Origin of the sequence: Neomegalonema sp. (assembly GCF_028688855.1) — a bacterium.
In the GTDB taxonomy this organism is placed as follows: domain Bacteria; phylum Pseudomonadota; class Alphaproteobacteria; order Rhodobacterales; family Rhodobacteraceae; genus Neomegalonema.
In genome coordinates, this window is the sequence record NZ_JAQTXI010000013.1 from 43,634 (window position 1) to 67,751 (window position 24,118).

23 protein-coding genes and 1 tRNA gene are annotated in these 24,118 nt (G+C 68.1%); 8 read left to right on the top strand and 16 right to left on the bottom strand.

Annotation, left to right across the window (positions count from 1 at the left end; translation table 11 throughout):
- Positions 1–91 precede the first annotated feature (91 nt).
- The 3 genes from PHN62_RS11160 (at position 92) to gorA (ending at position 2,716) form a co-directional block, all read left to right on the top strand.
- Complete coding sequence (locus tag PHN62_RS11160) at positions 92–406, top strand: hypothetical protein (RefSeq protein ID WP_300150437.1); 315 nt, start codon at positions 92–94, stop codon at positions 404–406.
- 87 nt (positions 407–493) lie between these two features.
- Positions 494–1,222 (top strand): ribose-5-phosphate isomerase RpiA, encoded by a 729-nt coding sequence (gene rpiA / locus PHN62_RS11165; RefSeq protein ID WP_300150439.1) that lies wholly within the window; start codon positions 494–496, stop codon positions 1,220–1,222.
- A 138-nt stretch (positions 1,223–1,360) separates the two neighbouring features.
- Positions 1,361–2,716 (top strand): glutathione-disulfide reductase, encoded by a 1,356-nt coding sequence (gene gorA, locus PHN62_RS11170; RefSeq protein WP_300150442.1) that lies wholly within the window; start codon positions 1,361–1,363, stop codon positions 2,714–2,716.
- Positions 2,717–2,748: 32 nt separating this feature from the next.
- On the opposite strand, the gene PHN62_RS11175 is transcribed toward gorA, so the two are convergent.
- Positions 2,749–3,057 carry a septum formation initiator family protein gene (locus PHN62_RS11175; protein WP_300150446.1) on the bottom strand — a complete coding sequence of 103 codons (309 nt, stop codon included), beginning with the start codon at positions 3,055–3,057 and terminating at the stop codon, positions 2,749–2,751.
- A 3-nt stretch (positions 3,058–3,060) separates the two neighbouring features.
- A complete protein-coding gene (gene eno, locus PHN62_RS11180; protein ID WP_300150448.1) occupies positions 3,061–4,338 on the bottom strand; it encodes a phosphopyruvate hydratase in 1,278 nt (425 codons plus the stop codon).
- A 242-nt stretch (positions 4,339–4,580) separates the two neighbouring features.
- Between eno and PHN62_RS11185 the strand changes: the two genes are divergently transcribed.
- From PHN62_RS11185 to PHN62_RS11195, 3 genes are all read left to right on the top strand, one after another.
- Positions 4,581–5,108, top strand: coding sequence for an MgtC/SapB family protein (locus tag PHN62_RS11185; RefSeq protein WP_300150450.1), 528 nt, complete (start codon positions 4,581–4,583; stop codon positions 5,106–5,108).
- A 128-nt stretch (positions 5,109–5,236) separates the two neighbouring features.
- Positions 5,237–5,312 (top strand) — tRNA-Lys (locus PHN62_RS11190).
- Between the two features lie 107 nt (positions 5,313–5,419).
- Entirely contained in the window at positions 5,420–7,144 is a 1,725-nt protein-coding gene (locus PHN62_RS11195) for a tetratricopeptide repeat protein (RefSeq protein WP_300150453.1), read from the top strand.
- Positions 7,145–7,210: 66 nt separating this feature from the next.
- Here PHN62_RS11195 and PHN62_RS11200 read toward each other — a convergent pair whose 3' ends face one another.
- From PHN62_RS11200 to PHN62_RS11235, 8 genes are all read right to left on the bottom strand, one after another.
- Positions 7,211–7,603, bottom strand: coding sequence for an HIT domain-containing protein (locus PHN62_RS11200; protein WP_300150455.1), 393 nt, complete (start codon positions 7,601–7,603; stop codon positions 7,211–7,213).
- Between the two features lie 19 nt (positions 7,604–7,622).
- Positions 7,623–7,946 (bottom strand): phosphoribosyl-ATP diphosphatase, encoded by a 324-nt coding sequence (locus PHN62_RS11205; protein ID WP_300150459.1) that lies wholly within the window; start codon positions 7,944–7,946, stop codon positions 7,623–7,625.
- Between the two features lie 122 nt (positions 7,947–8,068).
- Positions 8,069–9,448 carry an aspartate aminotransferase family protein gene (locus tag PHN62_RS11210; RefSeq protein ID WP_300150462.1) on the bottom strand — a complete coding sequence of 460 codons (1,380 nt, stop codon included), beginning with the start codon at positions 9,446–9,448 and terminating at the stop codon, positions 8,069–8,071.
- A 145-nt stretch (positions 9,449–9,593) separates the two neighbouring features.
- Positions 9,594–10,568 carry an agmatinase gene (speB, locus tag PHN62_RS11215; RefSeq protein WP_300150465.1) on the bottom strand — a complete coding sequence of 325 codons (975 nt, stop codon included), beginning with the start codon at positions 10,566–10,568 and terminating at the stop codon, positions 9,594–9,596.
- A 37-nt stretch (positions 10,569–10,605) separates the two neighbouring features.
- Positions 10,606–11,439 carry an ABC transporter permease subunit gene (locus tag PHN62_RS11220; protein WP_300150467.1) on the bottom strand — a complete coding sequence of 278 codons (834 nt, stop codon included), beginning with the start codon at positions 11,437–11,439 and terminating at the stop codon, positions 10,606–10,608.
- Positions 11,439–12,281 (bottom strand): ABC transporter permease subunit, encoded by an 843-nt coding sequence (locus PHN62_RS11225; RefSeq protein ID WP_300150656.1) that lies wholly within the window; start codon positions 12,279–12,281, stop codon positions 11,439–11,441. Before PHN62_RS11225 ends, PHN62_RS11220 begins: the two co-directional genes overlap by 1 nt.
- 287 nt (positions 12,282–12,568) lie before the next feature.
- Complete coding sequence (locus PHN62_RS11230) at positions 12,569–13,720, bottom strand: ABC transporter ATP-binding protein (protein ID WP_300150470.1); 1,152 nt, start codon at positions 13,718–13,720, stop codon at positions 12,569–12,571.
- 129 nt (positions 13,721–13,849) lie between these two features.
- Positions 13,850–14,947: a polyamine ABC transporter substrate-binding protein gene (locus PHN62_RS11235; protein WP_300150473.1), complete on the bottom strand. Its 1,098-nt coding sequence runs from the start codon at positions 14,945–14,947 to the stop codon at positions 13,850–13,852.
- 680 nt (positions 14,948–15,627) lie between these two features.
- Here PHN62_RS11235 and PHN62_RS11240 point away from each other — a divergent pair.
- Both PHN62_RS11240 and PHN62_RS11245 read left to right on the top strand, forming a co-directional pair.
- Positions 15,628–16,974, top strand: a complete 1,347-nt coding sequence (locus tag PHN62_RS11240) for a glutamine synthetase family protein (RefSeq protein WP_300150475.1) — start codon at positions 15,628–15,630, stop codon at positions 16,972–16,974.
- 82 nt (positions 16,975–17,056) lie between these two features.
- Complete coding sequence (locus PHN62_RS11245) at positions 17,057–18,316, top strand: FAD-binding oxidoreductase (RefSeq protein ID WP_300150478.1); 1,260 nt, start codon at positions 17,057–17,059, stop codon at positions 18,314–18,316.
- A 31-nt stretch (positions 18,317–18,347) separates the two neighbouring features.
- Here the strand turns inward: PHN62_RS11245 and PHN62_RS11250 are convergent, their stop codons facing one another.
- From PHN62_RS11250 to PHN62_RS11275, 6 genes are all read right to left on the bottom strand, one after another.
- Positions 18,348–18,605 carry a hypothetical protein gene (locus tag PHN62_RS11250; protein WP_300150481.1) on the bottom strand — a complete coding sequence of 86 codons (258 nt, stop codon included), beginning with the start codon at positions 18,603–18,605 and terminating at the stop codon, positions 18,348–18,350.
- A gap of 111 nt (positions 18,606–18,716) precedes the next feature.
- Positions 18,717–19,007 (bottom strand): hypothetical protein, encoded by a 291-nt coding sequence (locus PHN62_RS11255; protein WP_300150484.1) that lies wholly within the window; start codon positions 19,005–19,007, stop codon positions 18,717–18,719.
- A 154-nt stretch (positions 19,008–19,161) separates the two neighbouring features.
- Positions 19,162–19,464: a hypothetical protein gene (locus PHN62_RS11260; RefSeq protein WP_300150487.1), complete on the bottom strand. Its 303-nt coding sequence runs from the start codon at positions 19,462–19,464 to the stop codon at positions 19,162–19,164.
- A gap of 177 nt (positions 19,465–19,641) precedes the next feature.
- On the bottom strand, positions 19,642–20,496 hold the full coding sequence (dapD, locus tag PHN62_RS11265) for a 2,3,4,5-tetrahydropyridine-2,6-dicarboxylate N-succinyltransferase (RefSeq protein ID WP_300150489.1): 855 nt from the start codon (positions 20,494–20,496) through the stop codon (positions 19,642–19,644).
- Between the two features lie 26 nt (positions 20,497–20,522).
- Entirely contained in the window at positions 20,523–22,820 is a 2,298-nt protein-coding gene (gene ptsP, locus PHN62_RS11270) for a phosphoenolpyruvate--protein phosphotransferase (protein ID WP_300150492.1), read from the bottom strand.
- Positions 22,821–22,844: 24 nt separating this feature from the next.
- Positions 22,845–24,074: an aspartate kinase gene (locus PHN62_RS11275; protein WP_300150495.1), complete on the bottom strand. Its 1,230-nt coding sequence runs from the start codon at positions 24,072–24,074 to the stop codon at positions 22,845–22,847.
- Positions 24,075–24,118 lie beyond the last annotated feature (44 nt).

Below are 24,118 nucleotides of genomic sequence, written 5' to 3' on the forward strand. Positions count from 1 at the left end.
TTTTGGGACGGCGTCGGGCGAAACCCTCGGCGCGAAGATCCGGAGCGGGCGGGCAGGGGGCCGGGCTCGGGCGCAGGAACGAGTTTGAAACGTGAGGCGTTTTTTCGGCTTTTTCTTTCTGATCCTCGGGATCGCGGCGGCTTTCCTCGACTACGCCGCGACCGAAGGGCCGCCGACGGCGGTGGATCTGCGGCCTTTCGGCCAGTACTGGGAGCGGCTGCATGCGGCGAGCCTTCAGGGCTTCGCGGGCTTCGCCGCCGAGGAGTTTTCTCAGGGGTTCTGGAACGGGGCGGTGCGTCCCCTCCTGGAGGCGCCGGGGGCTCTGGTGTCTCTGGGGCTGGGGGCTTTCCTTCTGGTCTGGTCCCGGCTTTCGGGACGCCTGCGTCGGCGTCGGCGCTCCGGCTGAGGCGCCTCCTCCAGGCGTCGGATTGACGCGGCCTTCGCCGCATCGCAATATGCGGCCCGCGAAAGGCGCGGGCCAGGGGGAAAAGCCATGACGAACGCCGCCGACAAAGGCAAGAAGGCCGCCGCCGAGCAGGCTGTGGCTCTGGTTGAGCCGGGGATGCGTCTGGGTCTGGGCACCGGCTCGACCGCAGAGATCTTCGTGAAGCTGCTGGGGGCGCGCGCCAAGCGCGAGAAGCTGGAGCTGGTCTGCGCGCCGACGTCGATCCGCACGGGCGAGCTGGCGGAATCCGTGGGTCTGAAGCTGGCGACGCTCAACGAGCTGGGCTGGCTGGACCTCACCGTGGACGGCGCCGACGAGATCGACCCCGAGCTTCGCCTGATCAAGGGCGGCGGCGGCGCGCTTCTGGTGGAGAAGATCGTTGCGGCGGCCTCCAACGAGATGGTGGTGATCGCGGATTCCTCCAAGAAGGTGGAGCGCCTCGGAGCCTTTCCGCTGCCCATCGAGGTGGTGAAGTTCGGGTGGCGCAACACCGCCGCGCTGATCGAGCAGACCTTCGAGGAATTCGGCTGCCGCCCCGTCGAGGGCCAGCTGCGCATGCTGCGCGGGGCTCCCTTCCTGACCGACGAGGGCCATTACATTCTTGATTATCCGCTTGAATCCATTCCCGATCCGGACGAGCTGGCGATCTTCCTGCCGACCATTCCGGGCGTGGTGGATTCCGGCCTCTTCATCGACTACGCCACCCGCGCCCTGATCGGCGCGCCGGACGGCTCGGTGGAGCTCCTCGCCCTCGACGACGAGGAAGACGAGGACTGAGCCTCCGCCTTCCGTGAGGGCGGAGCGGCGTTGCGGCGCGCTTTTGGCGCATGTCGCCTTGCGGGGCGAATCGGATAGCCCTTCCGCAGCCGGAGGGGCCGCGCCCTCCCGCCAGACGCGCTTTGCAGGAGATCGCCCATGACCCGGAGCCCTTATGACCTCGTCGTGATCGGCGGCGGCTCCGGCGGCGTGCGGGCGGCGCGCATGGCGGCCCAGACGGGGGCGAAGGTGGCTCTGGCCGAAGAGAGCCGCGTCGGGGGCACCTGCGTGATTCGCGGCTGCGTGCCGAAGAAGCTCTATGTCTACGCCTCCGGCTTCTCCGAGAGCTTCCATGACGCCGAGGGCTTCGGCTGGAGTCTGCCCGCCGCGCCGGTCTTCGACTGGAGCAGGCTGGTGGCGGCCAAGACTCGCGAGATCGCCCGCCTGGAAGGGGTCTACGGCGCGAATCTCGCGGCGGCGGGGGTGGAGACGATCCCTCAGCGCGCCACGGTGGCCGATCCGCATGGGGTGCGCCTGGCCGACGGGAGCCTGCTGGAGACCCGTCACATCCTGATCGCCACGGGGGCGCGCCCGACGCGGCCTCCGGTTCCGGGCGCGGAGCATTGCCTGATCAGCGACGACGTCTTCGATCTGCCGGAGTTCCCGAAGCGGCTTCTGGTCCTGGGGGCGGGCTACATCGCGGTGGAGTTCGCGGGAGTCTTCAACGGGCTCGGGGCGGAGGTGACGCTGGCTCATCGCGGCCCGAATCTGCTGCGGACCTTCGACGCCGATCTCCAGAGCCATCTTGCTGAGGAAATGGTGAAAAAGGGCGTGACCCTGCGCCTGGACGCCGAGCTCGAGCGCATCGAGAAGACGCCTTCCGGCTTGCGGGCGCATTTCGCGGGCGGCGAGGTTCTGGAGGCCGACGCGATCCTTGCGGCGATCGGGCGGGCGCCGAACACGGCGGGGCTCGGGCTGGAGGCGGCGGGCGTCGAGCTGAACGCCCGGGGCGCCGTGCAGGTCGACGAATATTTCCAGACCCGCATTCCTTCGATCTTCGCGGTGGGCGACGTGATCGGCGGCGTGGCCCTGACCCCTCTGGCGATTCGTCAGGGCGCGGCCTTCGCCCGGACGGTCTTCGAGGGGGTGCGGACCAGGGTGGAGCTCGCCGCCCTGCCGACGGCGGTTTTCTCGCAACCCGAGATCGGGACCGTCGGCCTGACCGAAGAGCAGGCCCGCGCCCGCGGAGAGGTGGAGATCTACCGCGCGAAATTCCGGGCGATGTTTCACACGCTCGGCGGCCGCGACGAGCGGACCCTGATGAAGCTGGTGGTTTCAAAGCCGGACCGGAAGGTTCTGGGGGCGCATGTCTGCGGCCATGGCGCCGCCGAGATGATCCAGACTCTGGCCGTGGCGGTGGGGATGGGCGCGCGCAAGGAGGATCTCGACCGGGTTCTGGCCGTGCATCCCTCCTCCGCCGAGGAGCTGGTGCTCATGAGCAAGCCCGTCGCCTGACGGGCCGTCGCGCAAGGGCGGTCACCCTGCCTTCATGGCAGGATGATCACCTCGTTCGTCTTGAGATAGCCGAGCGTGGCGCGGAGGCGCTCTTCGAGCAGGTCGGGATCGAGGTCGTCTTCTCCGAGCCCCTTCACCCGCCCTTCGAGCGCCGCGATCTCCCGATCCAGTTCGGTGCGCTGGGCTTCGAGCCTTTCGATCAGCGCCAGCTGCTCGTCGCGGGCGACGAGGCCGTATTTGCCCTGGAAGGCGTGGAAGGTGAAATAGGCCACCCCCGCCAGCAGAGCCGCCGGCAGCAGCCATGATCCGATCCGATCCGCCCAGAACCCGGCGCGCTCCATAGGTCAGCCTTTCAGCACGTCGCGTCCGGCGTAGATCGCCGCCGCGCCCAGCTCCTGTTCGATGCGCAGGAGCTGATTGTATTTCGCCACCCGATCCGACCGGGCGAGCGATCCGGTCTTGATCTGCCCGCAATTCGTGGCCACGGCAAGATCTGCAATGGTGGAGTCCTCGGTCTCGCCGGAGCGATGGGACATCACCGCGCGATAGCCCGCCTTGTGGGCCATCTCGACGGCTTCGAGGGTCTCGGTGAGGGTGCCGATCTGGTTGACCTTGACGAGGATGGCGTTGCCGACGCCGCCCTTGATCCCCTGGGCGAGGCGCTTCGGATTGGTGACGAAGAGATCGTCGCCGACGAGCTGGACCTTGCCGCCGATCTGGTCGGTGAGGATCTTCCAGCCCTCCCAGTCGTCTTCGGACATGCCGTCCTCGATGGAGAGGATGGGATAATCTCCGGCGAGCTTCGCCCAGTAGGCGGCCATTTCGGCGGGCTTGAGCTTCAGGCCCTCGCCGTCGAGATGATAGAGGCCGTCCTTGAAGAATTCGGTGGCGGCGGCGTCGAGCGCCAGCATGACGTCATGGCCGGGCTTGAATCCGGCGGTCTCGACGGCCTTGACCACGAAGTCCAGCGCGGCGCGGGTCGAGGCGAGATTGGGCGCGAAGCCGCCTTCGTCGCCGACGTTGGTGTTGTGCCCGGCGGCCTTGAGCTCCTTCTTGAGCGTATGGAAGATCTCGGCGCCCCAGCGCAGCCCCTCGGAGAAGCTCTCCGCGCCGACGGGCATGATCATGAATTCCTGGACGTCGATGGGATTATCCGCATGGGCGCCGCCGTTGACGATGTTCATCATGGGGGTGGGCAGCCTGCGCGCCGAGACTCCGCCGACATAGCGGTAGAGCGGCAGCCCGACGCTTTCGGCGGCGGCCCGCGCCACGGCCAGCGACACGCCGAGGATGGCGTTGGCGCCGAGGCGGCCCTTGTTCTCGGTGCCGTCGAGCTCGATCAGCGCCTGATCGACCTCGACCTGATCGGTGGCGCGCAGGCCCACGAGGGCGCCGAAGATCTCTCCGTTGACGGCTTCGACGGCCTGGGTCACGCCCTTGCCGAGGTAGCGGCCCTTGTCTCCGTCGCGCAGCTCGACGGCCTCATGGGCGCCGGTGGAGGCGCCCGAGGGCACGGCGGCGCGTCCGAAGGATCCGTCCTCCAGGGCCACGTCCACTTCGACGGTGGGATTTCCCCGGCTGTCGAGAATTTCGCGGCCAGTCACGTCGATGATGGCGACCATGGAATGCGCTCCCTGAGGCTCCGGTGGGCGGTTGAAGACCTGTCGGCTGTCTAACGCAGCGCAGCAGGAAAGGAAAGCGGCGGAAGCCCGGCCCCGAGGGCCTTGCGGCCCCGGAGATCCCCGTGACGGAATCGCGGAGCGGCGGCTTCCTGATCGGGGGGCTCCCTCGCGAAAGGCCTTCCGCCCGCCTATCTCCAGAGGCTTGAGCGCGCCTCCGGGCGCGGCGCATCCGGGAGAAATTCATGGCGATCGAGGCTCTGGCGGAGATCTGGGACGATGTGGCGAGTTCCTTTCAGGCGACTTCTGCGCCTGTCGCGGCGGCGCGGATGTTCATCGCGGCCTGTTTCGGGGCTCTGGTGGGAATCGAGCGGGAGCTGAGCGCGAAGGCGGCGGGTCTGCGGACGCATATCCTGATTTCTCTGGGGGCCTGTCTGTTCGCGCTGGTCTCCTTCGAGATCGTGGAGTTCGCGCAGCAGGATCCGACGGCGCAATCGGCGGATCCCTTGCGCCTGATCAGTTCGGTGACTTCCGGAGTGGCCTTTCTGGCGGCGGGTTCGATCATCGTGAGCAAGGGGCGGGTGCGCGGCCTGACCACGGGCGCGGGCATGTGGATGGCGGGCGCGATCGGCCTGGCTTGCGGAGTGGGCAAGATCGGGCTTGCGGCCATGGCGACGGGCTTCGTGCTGGCGGTGCTGTGGCTGTTGCGGGGCGTGAAGGAGGCGCTCGCGCCCGAGGAGGAGCCGCCCGTCGATTCGAAGGGCGGCGGCTGAGCTTTGGGGGGCTTCGCAGAAAAAACAGATTTCCTGCGTCTTGATGCCGTCTTCCTGCTTGCCAAGCCTGAAACGGCCGATTATAAGCCCCCCATCCGCCGCCGAGCCAAGATGTTCGAAGGGCGTAGGGGTGCATAGCTCAGTTGGTAGAGCAGCTGACTCTTAATCAGCGGGCCGTAGGTTCGAGTCCTACTGCACCCACCAAGATCTCTCCAGATCGTTGAAAATCATCTTCAAATCGTCATGAAGGCTGGGCTTCACCTTCGCCTCTGAAAGCGTTAACCTTTCCGAGAAATCGGAAAGGAGCCGTCATGAAGGCCTGGTGGGAGAATGTTTCGGTCTGGTTCGGGGCTCTGGAGCCGCTCGCGAAAATCGCCGTGGCGATCGCGGGCCTCCTTCTGCTGGTCGGAGTCCTGAGAGGGCTCCTGGGCGGTTCGCGGCGCAAGACCGTCGGAACGCCCTTCACGCCCGCCGCCTCCTATGGCGCTCCCCCCATTCAGCCGAGAATCACCCCTCCCTCCGCGCCCGCCCCAAGGGACGAGCCGAAGGAGGAGGCGCGTCCGGTCCCGGTCTCCGCGTCCGCCTCCGCGCTTCCGCTCTCGCTCGCGACGGGCTCGGCGCTCGGGCGCTACGTCGATCTGGAGCCTCTGGACCGCGCTCTGGTCGAGCAGGCCTTCGACGCCTTCCGCCGTCGGGCGGGCAAGGGCGGCGAGGTCGGCCTCGCCCCCATCCTCGCCGAGGCCGAGGAGGGACGCGGCGCCAGACTTCTCGCGCGGGCCGAAGCCGAATACGCCAAGGCGGCGGGTCCTCAGGCTCTCGGCGAGGCGGCCTGGCGTCTGGCGGGCCTGACCCATCCCGAGGACAGGACGCGGGCTCTGGCGCTCTATCGCGAGGCGACGGGCCTTGCGCCGCATCTGGCGGGGGCCTGGCTGGGGCGCGCCCGCGCCGCCGAGGCCGCAGGCGAGTCCGCCGAATCCGTCGAGGCTCTGGAGCGGGCCGTCTCCCGGGCGCGCGAACCGCGTCTGCGGGCGGCGGTCCTCGCGGAGCAGGCCGCGCGGGCTCTGGCCGCGGAGCAGACCGCCGAGGCGCTGCGGATCGCTTCCGAGAGCGCGGCGCTCTGGCGGCCTTTCGCTCTGGAGCAGACTCCGGCGGGCGAGGCGGCGCAGACGGCTCTTGCGGCGGTTCTGGGCTCCTCCGGCGAGGCGGCGCAGGCTCTGGGGGACTGGGCTCAGGCGCGGCTGCGCTTCGAGGAGGCGATGGAGCTGACCGCCTATCTGGCCACGCGCCGTCCGGCGGACGTCGAGCGGGCCTGGGCGGCGGGCGAGGCCGCCGACCGCATGGCCGATTTCCAGGAGGCCGAAGTCGAAGCCCGTCAGGCGGCTCAGGCGGCTCTTGCGGCGCGTCGGGCTGCGGCGGCGGAGCGCCGCGAATCGGGCGTGACGGCGGTGAAGATCGGCGATTCCCTGCGGATGCGGGGCAAGACCGAGGAGGCGCGGGCGCAATACGCCGAGGCTCTGGAGATCTTCGACGAGCTCGCCCTGAAGTCGCCCTCCAGCGCGACCGCCCGGCGGGATCGCGCCGTGGCTCTGGAGCGTCTGGGCGACGCGGCCTTCGCTCTGGGCGATCTGGAGGAGGCGCGCAGGCGCCTCGAAGCCAGTTTCCAGCTTCGCGAGGCGCGCGCGGCCGTGGATTCCTCCGATTCGGAATCCCGGCGGGATCTCGTCCTGGCGCTGATCAAGCTGGGGGACGTCGGGCGGGCTCTGGGCGAGCCGGGCGCCGAAGGCCGCTATGGGCGGGCTCTGGATCTGGCGCGCGGGCTTCCCGTCGCCGGTCCGGATCAGGTTCCGGCGGCGCATGTGCTGGTTCTGGCTCTGGACCGGGCGGCGACCGTCGCGCCCGCCGGAGAGGCGCGGGCGCTCTATGAGGAGATCCGGAGGATTCTCCAGCCTCTGGCCGAGGCGGGCCGGCTTTCCCCCGAGCAGCGGGCGGCGCTCTCCGCCGTGGAGGCTCATCTGGCGGGGTCGAGCGCGGCCTGAAACGGAGAAGGGCCCTCGCGGGCCCTTTCCTGTCGTCCTGTCGTTCCTGGGCGAGGGAGGGGCCTTTCAGGCCTTGTCGCGGGGTTTCTGCGCGCCCACCGGGCCGAGGTCTCCCCCGCCGAGAAGATGCATGTGGAGATGCGGAACCTCCTGATGCGCGGCGGGTCCGGCGTTGGCGACGAGGCGGAAGCCCTGGCCGCCGTCGGCTTGGGTCAACCCGGCCTTTTTCGCGGTTGCGGCGATGGCGCGCACGAATCCGACGATCTCCGCCTCGCTGGCCTTTTCGGCGAAATCCTCGAAGGAGACGTATCTTCCCTTGGGAATCACGAGGATATGCGTCGGGCCGAGCGGATTGATGTCCGGGAAGGCGAGGCTGTGCTCATCCTCATGGACGGGCCTGGAGGGGATTTCTCCGCGCAGGATCCTGGCGAAGACGTTGGACTCGTCATAGGCGGTCATGCCGTTCTCCTTGGAAGGCTCAATGCGCGCGCGAGGCCTTTTCGGCGAGGCCCGACAGGCCCTCGCGCCGGTCGAGTTCGGCGAAGACCTGCGCCATCCCGACGCCGCGCGCCTGAAGCAGCACCAGCCAGTGATAGAGCAGATCCGCCGATTCCGAGACCAGAGCTTGCGGGTCGTCCTGCAAGGCGGCGATGACGGTCTCCACCGCCTCCTCTCCGAGCTTCTGCGCGCAGGCTGCGGGGCCTTTGGCGAGCAGGCTGGCGGTGTAGGATTTCTCCGCTTCGCCCGCCGCCGCGCGCGCGCGAATCCGCGCCTCCAGACGATCCAGCGCCGATTCGCTCACTTCGCTTCTCCCGCAGAGGCCTCGGAGCGTCTCCCGGCCAAGCTGGGCCGTTCGACGCTCTCAGTTTCGAACTGGTCGCGTCTTCACGACGCGAAGCTGAAGAGGCTTCGCGGGAAAACGCTCTAGATTTCCCCCGTTTCTTTCACATGCCGATGAAGCTCGTCCAGAGTCTTGAGCGCCTTGGCGGCCATTTCGTCGATCTCGGCTTTGGTGATGCTGAGCGGCGGCGAGATGATCATGGAATCGCGCACCGCCCGCATGACCAGACCATTGGCGATGGAGCGGTTGCGCGTCCAGCCGCCGATGCGGCCCGGCTTGGCGAACCGCTTGCGGCTGGCCTTGTCCGGCGTCAGCTCCAGCTTGCCGAGCATGCCGAAGGTGGAGGCGTCGCCGACCACGGGGTGATCCGCGAGGGCGCCCCATTTCTCCTTGAGATAAGGCGCGAGCTCGCGCCTGGCCTTGCCCACGAGATCCTCGCCTTCGAGAATCGCGATGTTGGCGAGGGCCGCCGCGCAGGCCGCCGGATGCCCCGAATAGGTGAAGCCATGGGTGAACTCCCCGGCCTTCTCGTACATCGTCTCGGAGACGTGATCGGCCACCGCCACCGCGCCCATGGGCAGATAACCCGAGGTCAGGCCCTTGGCCATGCAGAGCACGTCCGGCTGGAGGTCGAAGCTGGTCGAGCCCCACCATTCGCCCGTGCGGCCGAATCCGCAGATGACCTCATCGGCGATGAAGAGGATCTCGCGCTCCCTGAGGATGCGCTTGACCTCCGGCCAGTAGGTCGAGGGGGGGATGATCACGCCGCCCGCGCCCTGGATGGGCTCGGCGATGAAGGCCGCCACGCGGTTCTCGCCGAGGCGGTCGATTTCGGCTTCCAGCGCCCGCGCGGCCTTGAGTCCGAATTCCTCCGGCGAGAGGTCGCCGCCTTCGTCATACCAGTAGGGCTGGTCGATATGGGCGATGTCGGGCACGAGCGGCCCGCCCTGCTCGTGCATGGCCTTCATGCCGCCGAGCGTCACGCCCGCCAGCGTCGAGCCGTGATAGCCGTTGCGGCGGCCGATGATGATGGTCTTTTCGGGCTTGCCCTGCACGGCCCAATAGGTGCGGACCAGCCGCAAGGCCGTGTCGTTCGACTCGGAGCCCGAGCCGGTGAAGAAGATCTTGCTCATGCCGGGCGGCGTCAGGCTGGCGATCTTCTCGGCCAGCTGGGTGGCGGGCGGATGGGAGCACTGGAAGAAGAGATTGTAATAGGGCAGCTCGTCCATCTGCTTCGCGACGGCGTCGCGGATCTCCTTGCGGCCGTAGCCGACCATCACGCACCAGAGCCCGGCCATGCCGTCGAGGATCTTGTTGCCGTCGGAATCGTGGATGTAGACGCCTTCCGCCCGCGTGATGATCCGCGAGCCATGAGCGTTCACCTCCTTCATGTCGCTTTGCGGATGCCAGTGATGGGCGGCGTCGCGTTCGCGCCATTGGGCGGTGGTCTGATTGGTGAGCATGTGAGCTTCCTCCCGGGGCTCGGAACGACCCTTGGGCCGCGGCCCGAAGGCTGCGGCGAAGGCCGGATGACTCCGGCGGCCAGGTCGAGGGTTCGGCGCGGCGCGGAGGGCTTCGCGCCCTCCATCCGTCCCGCGCATCTGAAATCTAGAGCCGCCCCACCGGACGGGGCGTCGCGCCTTTGGCCAGAGCCTGCAGGCAGAGCCATTCATAGGCCACGTGCGCGCCCGCCAGGGCGGTGATTTCGGCGTGGTCGTAAGGGGGCGAGACCTCCACCAGATCCATGCCGATCAGGTTCAGGCCGCGCAGACCCCGCATCAGCTCCAGCGCCTGCCAGCTCGCGAGTCCTCCGGGCACTGGCGTGCCGGTTCCGGGCGCGAAGGCGGGATCCAGCACGTCGATGTCGAAGGAGACGTAGACGGGTTTGTCGCCCACCCGCGCGCGGACGGCCTCGATGGTTCTGGCGACGCCTTCGCGGTGAATCCACGGGCTGCTGAGGATCTCGAAGCCGAAATCCGAGTCGTTATAGGTGCGCAAGCCCACCTGGACCGAATGCCCGGCGTCCACGATTCCCTCGCGGACGGCCCGCAGGAACATGGTCCCGTGGTCGAGGCGGCCCGGATCGTCGGGCCAGGTGTCGCAATGGGCGTCGAACTGCACGAGCGCCACCGGGCCATGTTTCCGCGCATGGGCCCTGAGCAGCGGGTAGGCCACGAAGTGATCGCCGCCGAAGGTCAGCATCTTCGCGCCCGAGGCCAGCAGCTCCGCCGCATGGGCTTCGATGCGGGCGGGAACCTCGGTCGGGTGATGGGGATCCACGAAGTGGTCGCCCCAATCGGCCACGGCCAGAGTCGCGAAGGGGTCGAAGCCCCAGGGAAAGGACTTCAGCTCCGCCAGCTGCGTCGAGGCCTCGCGCAACGCCCGCGGCCCGAAACGGCAGCCCGGACGGTTCGTCACGGAGGAATCGAAGGGGATCCCGCTCACGACCACATCCGCGCCCGTCAGGTCGCGGGTGAAGCGGCGGCGCAGAAAGGACAGCGCCCCGCCATAGGTCATCTCCGGAACCGAGCCGAGCAGGGATCCGGCCCGGAAGGCGCGGTCGCCATGGGTTTCTGAAGTCACGACGCCGCTCCTCTCTGGAAGCTCATGCAAGCTCCTGTCATTTGCCCGCGAGGGCCTTCTGTTCGTCGCGCCGCCTCTGACGCTCGGCGCGGATCATCAGCAGGCTCGCGATGAGGAAGCCCACCGCCACCACCACGATGATCAGCGTGGCCAGCGCGTTGATGACCGGACTCACGCCGCGCCGCACGCGAGACAGGATCTCGACGGGCAGGGTGGTCGAGCCGGGGCCCGAGACGAAGCTCGCGATCACCGCGTCGTCGAGCGAGAGCGTGAAGGCCAGCAGCCACCCCGAGATCAGCGCCGGAGCGATGATCGGCAAGGTCACCGAGAAGAAGACCTTCAGCGGTCTTGCGCCCAGATCCATCGCGGCCTCTTCGAGCGAGCGGTCGAAGCCCGCCAGCCGCGACTGCACCACCACCGCCACATAGGCGAGGCAGAAGGTGGTGTGGGCGATGATGATCGTGGTGGCGCTGCGTCCTGCGGGCCATCCGGTGGCCTGCTCCAGCCCCACGAAGAGCAGCAGCAGCGAGAGCCCCGTGATGACCTCGGGCATGACGAGCGGCGCCGTGACCATGCCCGTGAAGAGCAACCTTCCCTTGAATCGCCCGAAGCGCGAGAGCACGAAGCCCGCGATGGTGCCGAGGATCGTGGCCAGAGTGGCGGCGATCACCGCCACCTTGAGGCTCACGAGGGCGGCGTTGACCAGGGCGACGTCCTTGAAGAGCTCGCCGTACCATTTCGTGGTGAATCCGCCCCAGACCGTCACCAGCCGCGAGTCGTTGAAGCTGTAGACCACCAGCGAGACGATGGGCGCATAGAGGAACAGAAAGCCCAGACTGGCGGCGATGAGCAGGAAACTTCCGCTACGCATCAGCGTTCCTCCCCGGTTTGGCCCTGCGCGTTGCGGAACAGCATGATCGGAGCCACCAGAAACAGCAGCATGGCGATGGCGACCGCCGAAGCGATGGGCCAGGCGCGTCCGGTGAAGAACTCGTCCCAGAGCACGCGGCCGATCATGAGCGTGTCGCTCGGGCCGAGCAGCGCGGGGATGACGTATTCGCCCACCGCCGGAATGAAGACCAGCAGACAGCCCGCCAGGATTCCGGGCAGCGACAGCGGCAGCGTGATGCTGAGGAAGCTGCGGATGGGCCCCGCCCCGAGATCCGCCGAAGCCTCCAGCAAGGTGCCGTCGAGCTTCTCCAGGGTGGTGTAGAGCGGCAGGATCATCAGCGGCAGATAGGAATAGACGATGCCCACATAGACCGCGAAATTGGTCTGCATCATCACGATGGGCTCGTCGATCACGCCGAGCCACATCAGGAAGTTGTTGATCACGCCGTTGTTGTTGAGGATGCCGATCCAGGCGTAGACGCGCAGCAGGAAGCTCGTCCAGAAGGGCAGGATCACGAGCATCAGCAGGGTGTTGCGCCAGGCGGGCGAGCTGCGCGCGATGGCGTAGGCCATGGGATAGGCCACGAAGAGGCAGAGGATCGTCGAGATCGCCGCGATCCGGATCGAGGTCAGATAGGCGTCGATGTAGAAGCGGTCTTCGAGCAGGAACTGATAGTTCTCCAGATGGGCGGTGATCTGGAGCTTGCCCTCCGCCCAGGTGAAGAGCGGCGAATAGGGCGGCTGCGCGATGAGCTGCTCGGCCACCGAGACCTTGAACACCACCAGAAAGGGCGCGAGGAAGAACAGCAGCAGCCAGATCATCGGCAGGGCGATCACCAGCCGCCGCCCGTCGGTGAGGACGCGCAGCAGCCAGAGCGCCAGACCCAGCCCGAGAATCGCGTAGATGATGGTGCCGAAGCCCACGCCCTTGTTCGAGAAGAGCATGACCGCGAAGACCAGCCAGGCCAGCCCCAGACCGATCAGGGCGACGGCGCCGCGCGTTTCGGCGCCCTTCGTCACGCCGAGCCGGTGGAGCGTCGGGGCGAGGCGTTGCGCCCAGGGTTCGGGGGCGGCCATCGCCGTCCCTGCGCCCGCGAGGTCCGGCGCGCTCATGACGACAACGCGACGCCGCTGGGCGTCTCCCAGGAGAGGAAGACGGGCTCTTCCCAGGTGATGGGGTCTTCATGGCGGTCGCGGTTGGTCTGGGTGATGCGCACCCGCTTTCCGCTCGGCAGCCGGATGCGGTAATGCGAGAGCCCGCCCAGATAGGAGATGTCCTCGACCACGCCGGAGAGCACGTTCTCCGTTTCGGCGGGGCGCTCGCGGCCCATGAGGATCTTCTCGGGCCGCACGGCCACCGCGATGGGATCGCCCTCGCGGCCGGGCACGGCGTAGCCGATGCGGATGCGCGCGCCGGCCTCCTCGGAGTCGATCACGGCGTGGTCCACGCCGTCGACGAGGATGCGGCCCTCGAACATGTTCACGTCGCCGATGAAGTTCGCGACGAAGCGGCTGCGCGGATATTCGTAGATCTCGCGCGGCTCGCCGACCTGGGTGATCTGGCCCTGATTCATGACGCCGATGCGCGTCGCGAGGGTCATGGCCTCCTCCTGGTCGTGGGTGACCACGATGAAGGTGGTGCCGAGCTTCTCCTGGATTCCGACCAGCTCGAATTGCGTCTCCTCGCGGAGCTTTTTATCCAGCGCGCCCAGCGGCTCGTCGAGGAGCAGCAGCTTGGGGCGCTTGGCGAGGGCGCGGGCCAGCGCCACGCGCTGTCTCTGGCCGCCCGAGAGCTGATGGGGCCTGCGCTTGCCGTAGGGCTCCAGCTTGACCATGCGGAGCATCTCGGCGACGCGTTCGTCGCGTTCGGCGCGCGGGACGCCGTCCTGCTTGAGGCCGTAGGCGACGTTGTCGGCCACGCTCATGTGCGGAAACAGGGCGTAGGACTGGAACATCATGTTCACGGGGCGGTCGTAGGGCGGAGCCCCCGCCATGTCCTGGCCCTCGATCTCGATGGCGCCGGAGGTGGGCTGCTCGAATCCCGCCAGCATGCGCAGCAGCGTGGACTTCCCCGAGCCCGAACCGCCCAGCAGACAGAACAGCTCCGAACGGTAGATGTCGAGGGAGACGTTGTTCACCGCGACGAAGTCGCCGAACTTCTTCGTGACGTTCCTGATGCGGATGAAAGGCTTGGCGTCGGGATCGGCCCATGGCGCGCGCGCGGCGGCCCCCGGAACCTTGGGTTTCTGGGCGAGGCTCATGCTCCGCGTTCTCCCCTCTGTGGCGCTTTTCTGTGGCGCTGCGGGCCGGAGCGCCGCCCCGCCCTCGGGAGCGGGGAGGCGCGAGAGCTCCGCCCGGTCCCCTCGGCCGGGCGGCGCGGGATCTCCGGATCAGCGGCCGGTGCGGATCTCGGTCCACATGCGGTTGATGATCCGGTCCACGTTCGGCGGATAGATCGGCGAACCGAAGGTCTTCTCCATGACCTCGGGGGGCGGATAGACGCCTTCGTCCGCGCGGACGCTCTCGTCGATCAGCTCCTCGGAGGCCGGGACGGCGTTGGCGTAATGGACGTAGTTGGAGATGCCCGCGATGATGTCCGGCCGCAGGATGAAGTCGATGAACTTCTGGGCGTTCTGCGGATGCACGGCGTCCCTGGTGATGGTCATCAGGTCGAACCAGAGGATCGAGCCTTCCTTCGGGATGACGTAGCCGATCTCGACGCCGCGTCCGGCCTCTTCGGCGCGGTCGCGGGCCTGGAGGATGTCGCCCGACCAGCCGTAGGCCACGCAGATCTCGCCGTTGGCGAGGTCGTTGATGTATTGCGAGCTGTGGAAATACTTGATGTGCGGCTGCACGCTCTTGAGCAGCGCGGCGGCCTTGTCGAGATCGGCGCGCTCGAAGCTGTCATGGGGCAGGCCGAGGTAGTTCAGCGCGACGGGGAAGGTGTCCGGCGCGGCGTCGAGCAGCGTCACGCCGCAGGCGGCGAGCTTGCTGACGACCTCGGGCTTGAAGAGCAGGTCGAAGGTGTTGAGCTCGAAGTCCTCGCCGAGGATCTCCTTCACCTTCTGGACATTGTAGCCGATGCCGTTGGTGCCCCAGAGGTAGATGGCCGAGAACTTGTTGTCGGGGTCGTATTTGGCGACGCGCTCGGCGAGGACCGGATCGACGCCCTGCAGGCTGGGCATCTTGTCCTTCTCGAACTCGCGGAAGACGCCCGCCTGGATCTGGCGCGCGAGGAAGTTGCCGGTCGGGACGACGATGTCGTAGCCCGAGGAGCCGGCCAGGAGCTTGGCCTCCAGCACGTCGTTCGAGTCGAAGACGTCGTAGGTGACCTGGATGCCGGTCTCCTCGGTGAATTTCGCGACGGTGTCCTCGGCGATGTAGTCGGACCAGTTGTAGACGTTGAGGCGCTTGGGCTCCTCCTGGGCGGCGGCCGGGAGGGCGATCAGGGCCGTCAGGGCGGCGACGCTGAGCGAAGAAAGACGCATCTGCGGGCATCTCCTCAAAGAGAACCGTGGTCCCGACCCGAAGGCCGGAGGGCTTTTGCGGCGAAGCCTCGCCACGACGTTCAGGGAACGCGCAAATCGCGACGCGCGCAAGAGCCAACTGCGAAAATCTCACAAGGTCATGCGCGGCGGCGGATCCTGAGCGCGGGGCCCTGACGAAAATGTGAACATGGGCGCGGAGCCGCGTCAAGCCTTCCCGAAGGGGCTCCGGCGGGGCGCGGAAGAACTTCCGCAGGCGGAAGGCGCCCCGATTGACAGCCTGCGAAATCTCCCGCTAGGCTTGGATCCGGAGAAGATCATGACCAGAACGCAGAAAGACGACCGCGTCGCAAGGGCGACGCGAGCTCCTGATTTGCGGCTTGGCCGCCAGACTTCGGATGCGCGGCCTGGCCGCCAGGCTTCGATCGGCGGCCGCTTCCGGAAGGCGGCCTCCGGGCGCAGCTTCGCCGAGCCCGACCCTGACCCCATGGGCGGTCGGGTCCCGGCGCAGGCCCTGTCCGGGGCTGCGTCTTCCGGCGCCCCCGACGGGGAGGACGTCCAGCGCGCCTTCGGGCGATCCGCCGGACCCGGCGCCGCCTTTCCCGATTCCGTGATCGACGCCGTCCGGACGAGGCCGCGCGCCTGAGGGCCGGCCCCCAATCGCTATCATGAGGAGGAACGACATGAGCTTCGCCGATGAGGTGGAAGCCTTCGCTGCGGCGAATCCCGGAGTCGACGTGGTGGAGGTGCTCTTCTCCGACATCGGCGGCGTCTGGCGGGGCAAGCAGTATCCCTTCAAGTCGCTCGCGAAGATGGGCGATTCCGGAGCCAACTTCCCGCTTTCGGCGATGCTGCTGAACGCGCATGGCGAGACTCCGCGCGAGGTGCTCGAAGATCCGCTCGGGGGCGACCCGGACGGCGTCTTCTTCCCGGTGCCGGGGAGTCTGCGCATCATCCCCTGGGAGAAGCGCCCGACGGCTCAGGTGATCGTCCGCGCCCATGGCCCGGACGGCAAGCCCTGGCTCGGCGATCCGGCGCGGGTGCTGCATCAGGCGCTGGAGCCCTTCCGGCTGATGGAGCTGCGGCCGGTGGTGGCGCTGGAGTACGAGTTCTATCTCGTGGACGCGAGCCAGGATCCGCCCCGTCCCCTGACTCCGCCGCGCGGCGGCGTGCCCTTCGAGGGCGCGCAATGCTACAACATGGACGTGCTCTACGACGCCGCCGACTTCCTCGACGAGCTGGAGGACGTCTGCGAGATCCAGGACATTCCGATCACGACCATCCTCTGCGAATATGGAGACGGGCAGTTCGAGGCCAATCTCCAGCACGTCGACGATCCGGTGAAGGCCTGCGACGACGCCATGTATCTGAAGCGGGCGGTGAAGGCTCTGGCGCGCAAGCGCGGCCTCATCGCGAGCTACATGGCCAAGCCCTTCTCCGAGGGCACCGGCTCGGGCATGCACATCCACATGAGCGTGCTCGACCGCAAGGGCCGCAACATCTTCTCGGGCATCGAGGGCGAGGTGGCGCTGAAACACGCCATCGGCGGCATGCTGGAGACCATGTCCGAGGCCATGGCCTTCTTCGCGCCCAACGCCAACAGCTACCGGCGGCTCCAGCCGGGCGCCTTCGCGCCCTGGGGGCCCAACTGGGGCGTGAATCATCGTTCGGTGGCGGTGCGCGTGCCTCTGTCGGGAGATTCGGACGCCCGTTTCGAGCATCGCGTCTCGGGCGCCGACGCCTGTCCCTATCTGGCTCTGGCGGCGGTTCTGGCGGGGGCGCATCACGGATTGTCGCAGCGCCTCGACCCTGGTCCGGCCATCGCGACGGGCCGTCGGGGCGGGGCTCCGCCGCCGATGCCGCTGCGCTGGCGCGAGGCGCTCAACGCGCTGGACGACGCCCAGATCATTCCGGATTATCTCGGCGAGGACTTCATCAACCTCTATCTGAGGGCCAAGCGGATCGAGGAGCAGCTCTTCCACGCCGAGGTCTCCGACCGCGACTGGGGCTGGTATCTGCGCGTCATCTGATCGTCGCCGCGTCCGGCGAGACATGAGACCCCGTCCGGAGCGGATCCGGGCGGGCCCAGGTTTTCTTCAGGAGGCCCCGCCCATGCCCGAGCCGCACGCTCCTTCCCTTTACGCAGCCACGGTCTCGCCGGTTCCGGAGCGCCCCGTCTTCTCCGGCGAGGCCTCGGCCGACGTCTGCGTGATCGGGGCGGGCTTCTCCGGACTGAACGTCGCGATCGAAATGGCCGAGCGCGGACGCAGCGTGATCCTGCTGGAGGCGCAGCGCGTGGGCTGGGGCGCCTCGGGGCGCAACGGCGGACAGGTCCAGGGCGGCTTCCTCAAGGAGCCGGGCATGGCGAAGGTCGTCGGCCAGGAGACCCTCGACGCCCTGCGCTACCGCGGTCAGGAGATCATCGCCGCGCGCCGCGCGACATACGCCATCGACTGCGACTGGCGGGACGGCCACATCGAATGCGCCGCCAAGCCCTCCCATGCGCGGGGAATGGAGGCTCACGCCGCCGAAGCCGGGCTGCGCTTCGTGGCGAAGAAGGACATGCCCGCCGAAATCGGCTCCGAGCGCTTTCATGGCGGCGTCGTGGACATGCGCAACGGCTATCTGAATCCGCTGAAGCTGGCGCTCGGCGAGGCGGCGGCGGCGGAATCCCTCGGGGTGAGGATCTGCGAAGGCTCCGAGGCTCTGGACATCCTGCCCGGCGACGCCAGGGCCGGACGCAAGCCCGTCGTGGTCACGGCCAAAGGCCGCGTGACGGCGGGCGCCGTGGTTCTGGCGGGCGACGCGCTGCATCATCTGCTTCCGGGGAAGCTGGACGGCGCGATCATTCCGGCGGGCAGCTACATCATCGCCACCGAGCCGCTGGATCCCGACGTGCTCGCCTGGACCGCGCCCAGGGGGCTTTCCGCCCATGACACCCTGACCATCCTCGATTACTGGCGGCCCTCGGCGGATGGACGGATGCTCTACGGCGGGCGCTGCGATTACGCCAACATGCCTCTGAAGAACGTGGCGGAGAAGATCCGTCCGCGCATGATCGCGACCTATCCGCAGCTGGCGGCGCTGAAGATCGATTTCGCATGGGGCGGCGCCATCGGCGTCACCTTCACCCGGGCGCCGCAATTCGGGCGCGTCGAGGGCGAGGTCTATTATCTTCAGGGCTATTCGGGCCATGGGCTGAACGTCAGCCACATCGGCGCGGAGATCGTGGCTCAGGCCATCGCCGGATCGGGCGAGCGGCTGGACCTCTTCGAGAAGCTGCCGCTCTGGAGATTGCCGGGCGGCTCGCGCTTCGCCAATCCGGCCCTGGCGCTGGGGATGCTCTGGCACCGCCTGAGGGACGCGCTCTAGACGCGCTCTGGCCGGGCGCGCTCCGGGGTGGTCAGTCTCCGCCGCCGCCGCCGCCCTCTCCGCCGCCTCCGTCTCCGCCGTCGTGGCCGTCGGCTGCGTCTGCGTCGCCGCTTTTCGCGTCGTCGTCCTCTTCTTCCTCTGAGGGGCCGAAGAGGAGGATCATGCGCAGGCCGAGGAAGCCGATCAGGCAGGCGAACGCGAGGGAGGCGACAAGGTCCCCTCCCTGGCTGGAGGAGGGCGCGGCGCCCGGGAGAAGCATCAGGATTCCCGGAAACAGGATCATGCGCATGGATTTCCCCTCTTCAAGAGGGAGGAATCCTGCCGTCATGTCCTGGGGATTGCAAGTCGATCCGGAAAAAGGGCGCCCCGGAAGGCGCCCCGTCCGGCCTGCGCGGCGGCGTCAGAAATCGGGGCGCTGCTCGATCAGGCCGAGGTGGCGCGTCTCCAGACGCAGGTCGTATTTGGTGCCGTCCTCCATGTAGGCGTCCTCGACGGTCCATTCGGCGCCGTTGGCGGAGAGCACGATGTCGCGCCAGGACATGAAGGCCAGTTCGCGGAGGCGGCGCTCGATCTGGTCGCGCTCGTCGCCGTCGGGCAGACGCTGGGCGGCGGCGGGCGCGGGAGTCAGGGCGGAGGCCGCGACGCCGAGCGCGGCGGCCAGGAGGATCGGAAGGCGGAGACGGGCGGTCATGGATCGTCCTTTCTCGGAGGGCGGGGCTGGACGACGCAAGAAGGGCGCCGTCGCCGCGCATTTAGCCGCGAAGGGCGCGGGTCTTCAAGCTTTCGAGCCGGTTGAACGCGCAGGCGTCTTTCGCGTGGTCAACCTCGTCGCAGAGGCCTCCGGACTATTCCGCCTCAATGATCTTCGCGCCTTGCCGCAGGGCCCAAGCGGCGGCTTGTTTGCTCGCGCGGCATTTCGTGAGGTTGATGAGCTTGCGACCTGCATGCCATTTCTCGTCGCCGCTGGAAGCGCTGAGCCTGACGCGATCGCCAGCGAGATCCACAGAGACGACCTTGCCGACGATATTGATGGGGCCGAGGCGGTCGATGCAGACGATCTCGCCGACTCGCACACTGCTCGCCGATTGTGCGAAAACGGTTGAAGGGACAGCCATCATGAAAATCATGGTCGCGAAGATCTTGTTCATATCCCTCTCCGTGAATAATTGATATTTCTTCAACCATAATGATTCATGAATAAATAATTATTTTTGTCAAGTTGTATCTTTGAGCTGTGCGGAAACATGAAAAACTCCCCCTGCGAAGAGGGGGAGCACCGGAATTTATGGACTCAAACTGGCGAGATCCGGAAATCCACCCGGGCGTCAATCCCGCAGGAGTTCGTTCACGGCGGTCTTGGCGCGGGTCTGGGCGTCCACGCGCTTGACGATCACCGCGCAGGAGAGGCTCGGGCCGGGCGAGCCGTCGGGCAGGGGCTTGCCGGGCAGGGAGCCGGGCACCACCACCGAATAGGGCGGAACCTCGCCGATGAAGATCTCGCCCGTCGCGCGGTCGACGATCTTCGTCGAGGCGCTGATGAAGACGCCCATCGACAGCACCGAGCCCTTGCGCACCACCACGCCCTCGACCACCTCGGAGCGGGCGCCGATGAAGCAATCGTCCTCGATCACCACGGGCGCGGCCTGAAGGGGCTCCAGCACGCCGCCGATCCCGACGCCGCCCGACAGATGCACGTTCGCGCCGATCTGCGCGCAGGAGCCCACCGTCGCCCAGGTGTCGACCATGGTGTTCTCGCCCACCCGCGCGCCGATGTTCACGAAGCTCGGCATGAGCACCGCCCCCGGCGCGACATAGGCCGAGCGGCGCACCACGCAGCCCGGAACCGCCCGGAAGCCCGCCGCGCGGAACTCCTTTTCGGTCCATCCGGCGAATTTCGAGGGCACCTTGTCCCACCAGACCGCGCCGCCGGGACCGCCGGGGACGATCTCCATGTCGTTGAGGCGGAAGGAGAGCAGAACCGCCTTCTTCACCCATTCGTTGGCGTTCCATTTCCCCGCCGCGTCCTGTTCGGCGGCGCGCAGGGCGCCCGCGTCCAGTCCCGCGAGCGTCTCCTCGACGGCGGCGCGGAGTTCGGCTTCCGTCGCCGAGATCCTGATCTCGGCGCGGCGCTCCCAAGCGGCTTCGATCAGGCTGCGCAGGGTCTGAAGGCGGTCGGCCATGGGATGTCTTCCTCAGGAATCGGGAATCAGCGACGCGCCAGAAGCGCGGCCAGTTCGGGTTCGGGATAGGCGTCGCGGGCGAGGGCGGCGTCGATGATCTCCCGCGCCTCGCCGAGGTTCACGCTGCGGATGGCCTTCTTCACCGCCGCGATGGAGGCCGGACGCATCGACAGCGTCTCCACCCCCAGCGCCGCGAGCGCCACCGCCGCCACCGGCCTGGCGGCGGCCTCGCCGCAGAAGGACAAGGGCAGGTCGAGGGCGGAGCAGCGTCCGCAGATCTCGCGGATGAAGCGCAGGAAGCTCGGCTTGAGCACGCCGTAGCGCCAGGCCACGCGGTCGTTGCCGCGGTCGGCGGCGAAGAAGAACTGCGCCAGGTCGTTCCCGCCGATGGAGAGGAAATCCACCTCGCGCAGGAAGTCGTCATGCGCATAGGCGAGGGAGGGCGTCTCCATCATGGCGCCGACCTCCAGCTTCGAGGGACGGGGCGTCCCGGCCTCGGCGAGCCGCTCGATCTCGCGCATGAGCAGGGCCTTGGCGCGCTGGAACTCCTCGCGCTCGGCGACCATGGGGAACATCACCGCCAGAGGCCCGCCCTCGGCGGCGCGCACCAGAGACTGAAGCTGCATCTTGAGCAGCGCGGGCCGATCCAGCCCCACCCGCAGAGCCCGCCAGCCGAGCGCCGGATTCTCCTCGCGGCGGGTCTGGAGGTTGAGATAGGGCAGCACCTTGTCCGAGCCCACGTCCAGCGTGCGGAAGACGACCCGCTTGCCCGCCGAGGATTTCAGGATCGCGCGATAGAAGGCCTCCTGATCGGAGCGGCGCGGCAGCCGGGCGCGGATGAAGAACTGAAGCTCGGTGCGCAGCAGCCCGACGCCCTCGGCGCCGGAATCGCGCAGGCTCGGCAGATCCGCGAGGATGCCCGCGTTCATGAAGAGCCGGATCCTCCGCCCGTCGAGGCTCACGGCGGGCAGACGCCGCCAGGGGGCGAAGGCGGCGCGCTCCTGCTCCTTGAGGGCGATCTTGTCGCGGAAGGCGGCGAGCACGTCGGGATGAGGCCGCAGATGGACCTGGCCCTGATCGCCGCTGACGATGACCGGATCGCCCTGCTCGACGCTCTCCAGAGCGCCCCGCGCCTGGACGACCATGGGAATCCCGAGGGATTTGGCCACGATGGCCGCATGGGCGCCCGAAGACCCCTCCTCCAGCACCACGCCCTTGAGGCGCTCGCGGCCGTAATCGAGCAGCTCGCCCGGCCCGAGCGCCCGCGCGATGAGGATGGCGTTTTCCGGCAGATCCTCGGGATCGATCTCGCGCACGCCCAGCAGCTTGCGGATGAGCCTTTCCGCCAGATCGTCGAGATCGTCGAAGCGCGCCCGGATGTAGGGGTCGGAGACCCGCGCCAGCTTGGCCCGGGTGTCGGCGCGGGCCTGATCCACGGCGGCCTCGGCGGTGAGTCCGGCGGCCACGCCCTGTTCGATGCGGCGCATCCAGCTTTTGTCCTGGGCGAAGAGCCGGAAGGCCTCCAGCACGTCGCGGGGGGCGTCGTGAGCCTGGGCGGCTTCGCTCTCCAGCAGGCGGTCGAGGTCGCCGCGCAGCGACTCCATGGCCTCGCGCAGACGATGCTGCTCCGCGGCCGCGTCCTGAGCCACCGGATTGGGCAGGCTGTAGGGCGGTTCGCGCAGGGCGGCCACCCCGATGGCCACGCCCTCGGCGGCGGGAGTCCCGTGCAGATGCAGCGGCGCCTTGCGGCCTCCGCGCGGCAGCAGCCCCGCCGGCTCGGCGGTTTCGGCCAGCACGGCGGCGAAGGTTTCGAGGGCGGCGATCTCGTCCTCGGTGTAGCGCCGCGCGACGCGGTTCTGCACCACCAGCACGCCCCGCAGACGCATGCCGCTCTTCACCGGCACCCCGAGGAAGGAGCTGAAGTCCTCTTCGCGGGTTTCGGGCAGATAGCGGAAGGCGGGATGTTCGCGGGCCTCGGGGGCGTTGACGATCACCCGCTCGCGGGCGATCAGCCCCACCAGCCCCTCGCCGACGCGCAATTGCGCCCGCCGCACCGAATCGGGGTTCAGGCCCTCGGTGGCGTAGAGTTCGAGGATCTCCGAGCCGCGCAGGGCGTAGAAGGAGCAGACTTCGGCCACGAAATGTCCGGCGATCCGCTTGACGAAGGCGTCGAGCCGCTCCTGGGCGGAGGCGCCGGAGGTCAGGGTTTCGCGCAGCTGGCGCAGGAACAGGAAGGCCGTCCCCTCGCGGCGGAGGCCTTCGCCTCCCGCCGCCCCGGGGGCGCTGCGTCCTTCCGGCTCGCGGGCCTGATCGGAGCCCGTCATGCGCCCGTCCTTTCGTGAACGCCCTCAGGCGGCTTCGAGGTTGAAGGCCTTGTGGAGCGTCCGCACGGCCAGCTCCAGATACTTGCGGTCGATCAGCACGGAGATCTTGATCTCCGAGGTGGTGACCACCTGGATGTTGACGTTCTCTTTCGCCAGAGCGGCGAACATGGTCTTGGCGACTCCGGCGTGGCTGCGCATGCCCACGCCCACGATGGAGACCTTGGCCACCTCGCGGTCGGTGAGGATCTCCTGATAGTCGATCTGGGGGCGGGCCTTCTGGAGGGCGGCCAGAGCGCGGTCCACCTCGGCGAGGCCGACGGTGAAGGTCATGTCCGTGCGGCCCTGGGCCGAGACGTCCTGGACGATCATGTCGACGTTGACGCCCGCGTCCGCGATGGCGGCGAAGATCGCGGCGGCGACTCCCGGCTTGTCGGGGATCCCGTGCAGCGTGAGCTTGGCCTCGTCGCGCGAGAAGGCGACGCCGGTCACCGGTTTGTTCTCCATGACTTCCTCCTCGGCGCAGACGAGCGTGCCCGGAGTGGCCGCGTCGGCGGGTTCGAAGGTCGAGCGCACATGCAGCCGGACCTTGTTGCGCATGGCCAGCTCGACCGAGCGCGTCTGAAGCACCTTGGCCCCGAGCGAGGCCATCTCCAGCATCTCCTCGAAGGAGATGCGTTCGATCTTGCGGGCGGCGGATTCGATGCGCGGATCGGTGGTGTAGACTCCGTCCACGTCGGTGTAGATGTCGCAGCGTTCGGCGCCGATGGCGGCGGCCACGGCCACGGCGCTGGTGTCGGAGCCGCCGCGCCCGAGGGTCGAGACGCGGTTGTCGGGGCCGATCCCCTGGAAGCCCGAGACCACCGCATGCAGGCCTTCGTCGAACTTCTTCAGGAGGTTCGCCGGATCGATGGACTCGATGCGGGCCACGCCGTGGGCTCCGGTGGTGCGGATGGGGATCTGCCATCCCTGCCAGCTGCGGGCGGGCACGCCCAGCTCCTGGAGGGTGAGGGCCATGAGTCCCGAGGTGACCTGTTCGCCCGCCGCGACGACCGTGTCGTATTCGCGGGCGTCGTAGAGCGGCGAGATCCCGCGCACGTAGTCGACCAGCCTGTTCGTCTCGCCCGCCATGGCCGAGACCACCACGGCCACCTGATGCCCGGCGTCCACTTCGCGTTTCACATGAAGCGCGGCCTGACGGATGCGGTCGGGGGTGGCGACGGAGGTGCCGCCGAACTTCAGCACGAGCCGGGACATGAGGGCCTCTTGATCTTCGGACGATCTTTGCGCGGATGTGAGAG

Bases quoted from the DNA above. Each gene is read 5' to 3' on its own strand.
- rpiA (WP_300150439.1), top strand. From the start codon at position 494: ATGACGAACGCCGCCGACAAAGGCAAGAAGGCCGCCGCCGAGCAGGCT.
- gorA (WP_300150442.1), top strand. From the start codon at position 1,361: ATGACCCGGAGCCCTTATGACCTCGTCGTGATCGGCGGCGGCTCCGGC.
- PHN62_RS11175 (WP_300150446.1), bottom strand. From the start codon at position 3,057: ATGGAGCGCGCCGGGTTCTGGGCGGATCGGATCGGATCATGGCTGCTG.
- eno (WP_300150448.1), bottom strand. From the start codon at position 4,338: ATGGTCGCCATCATCGACGTGACTGGCCGCGAAATTCTCGACAGCCGG.
- PHN62_RS11185 (WP_300150450.1), top strand. From the start codon at position 4,581: ATGGCGATCGAGGCTCTGGCGGAGATCTGGGACGATGTGGCGAGTTCC.
- PHN62_RS11195 (WP_300150453.1), top strand. From the start codon at position 5,420: ATGAAGGCCTGGTGGGAGAATGTTTCGGTCTGGTTCGGGGCTCTGGAG.
- PHN62_RS11200 (WP_300150455.1), bottom strand. From the start codon at position 7,603: ATGACCGCCTATGACGAGTCCAACGTCTTCGCCAGGATCCTGCGCGGA.
- PHN62_RS11210 (WP_300150462.1), bottom strand. From the start codon at position 9,448: ATGCTCACCAATCAGACCACCGCCCAATGGCGCGAACGCGACGCCGCC.
- PHN62_RS11220 (WP_300150467.1), bottom strand. From the start codon at position 11,439: ATGCGTAGCGGAAGTTTCCTGCTCATCGCCGCCAGTCTGGGCTTTCTG.
- PHN62_RS11225 (WP_300150656.1), bottom strand. From the start codon at position 12,281: ATGATCTGGCTGCTGCTGTTCTTCCTCGCGCCCTTTCTGGTGGTGTTC.
- PHN62_RS11230 (WP_300150470.1), bottom strand. From the start codon at position 13,720: ATGAGCCTCGCCCAGAAACCCAAGGTTCCGGGGGCCGCCGCGCGCGCG.
- PHN62_RS11235 (WP_300150473.1), bottom strand. From the start codon at position 14,947: ATGCGTCTTTCTTCGCTCAGCGTCGCCGCCCTGACGGCCCTGATCGCC.
- PHN62_RS11240 (WP_300150475.1), top strand. From the start codon at position 15,628: ATGAGCTTCGCCGATGAGGTGGAAGCCTTCGCTGCGGCGAATCCCGGA.
- PHN62_RS11245 (WP_300150478.1), top strand. From the start codon at position 17,057: ATGCCCGAGCCGCACGCTCCTTCCCTTTACGCAGCCACGGTCTCGCCG.
- PHN62_RS11250 (WP_300150481.1), bottom strand. From the start codon at position 18,605: ATGCGCATGATCCTGTTTCCGGGAATCCTGATGCTTCTCCCGGGCGCC.
- PHN62_RS11255 (WP_300150484.1), bottom strand. From the start codon at position 19,007: ATGACCGCCCGTCTCCGCCTTCCGATCCTCCTGGCCGCCGCGCTCGGC.
- PHN62_RS11260 (WP_300150487.1), bottom strand. From the start codon at position 19,464: ATGAACAAGATCTTCGCGACCATGATTTTCATGATGGCTGTCCCTTCA.
- dapD (WP_300150489.1), bottom strand. From the start codon at position 20,496: ATGGCCGACCGCCTTCAGACCCTGCGCAGCCTGATCGAAGCCGCTTGG.
- ptsP (WP_300150492.1), bottom strand. From the start codon at position 22,820: ATGACGGGCTCCGATCAGGCCCGCGAGCCGGAAGGACGCAGCGCCCCC.
- PHN62_RS11275 (WP_300150495.1), bottom strand. From the start codon at position 24,074: ATGTCCCGGCTCGTGCTGAAGTTCGGCGGCACCTCCGTCGCCACCCCC.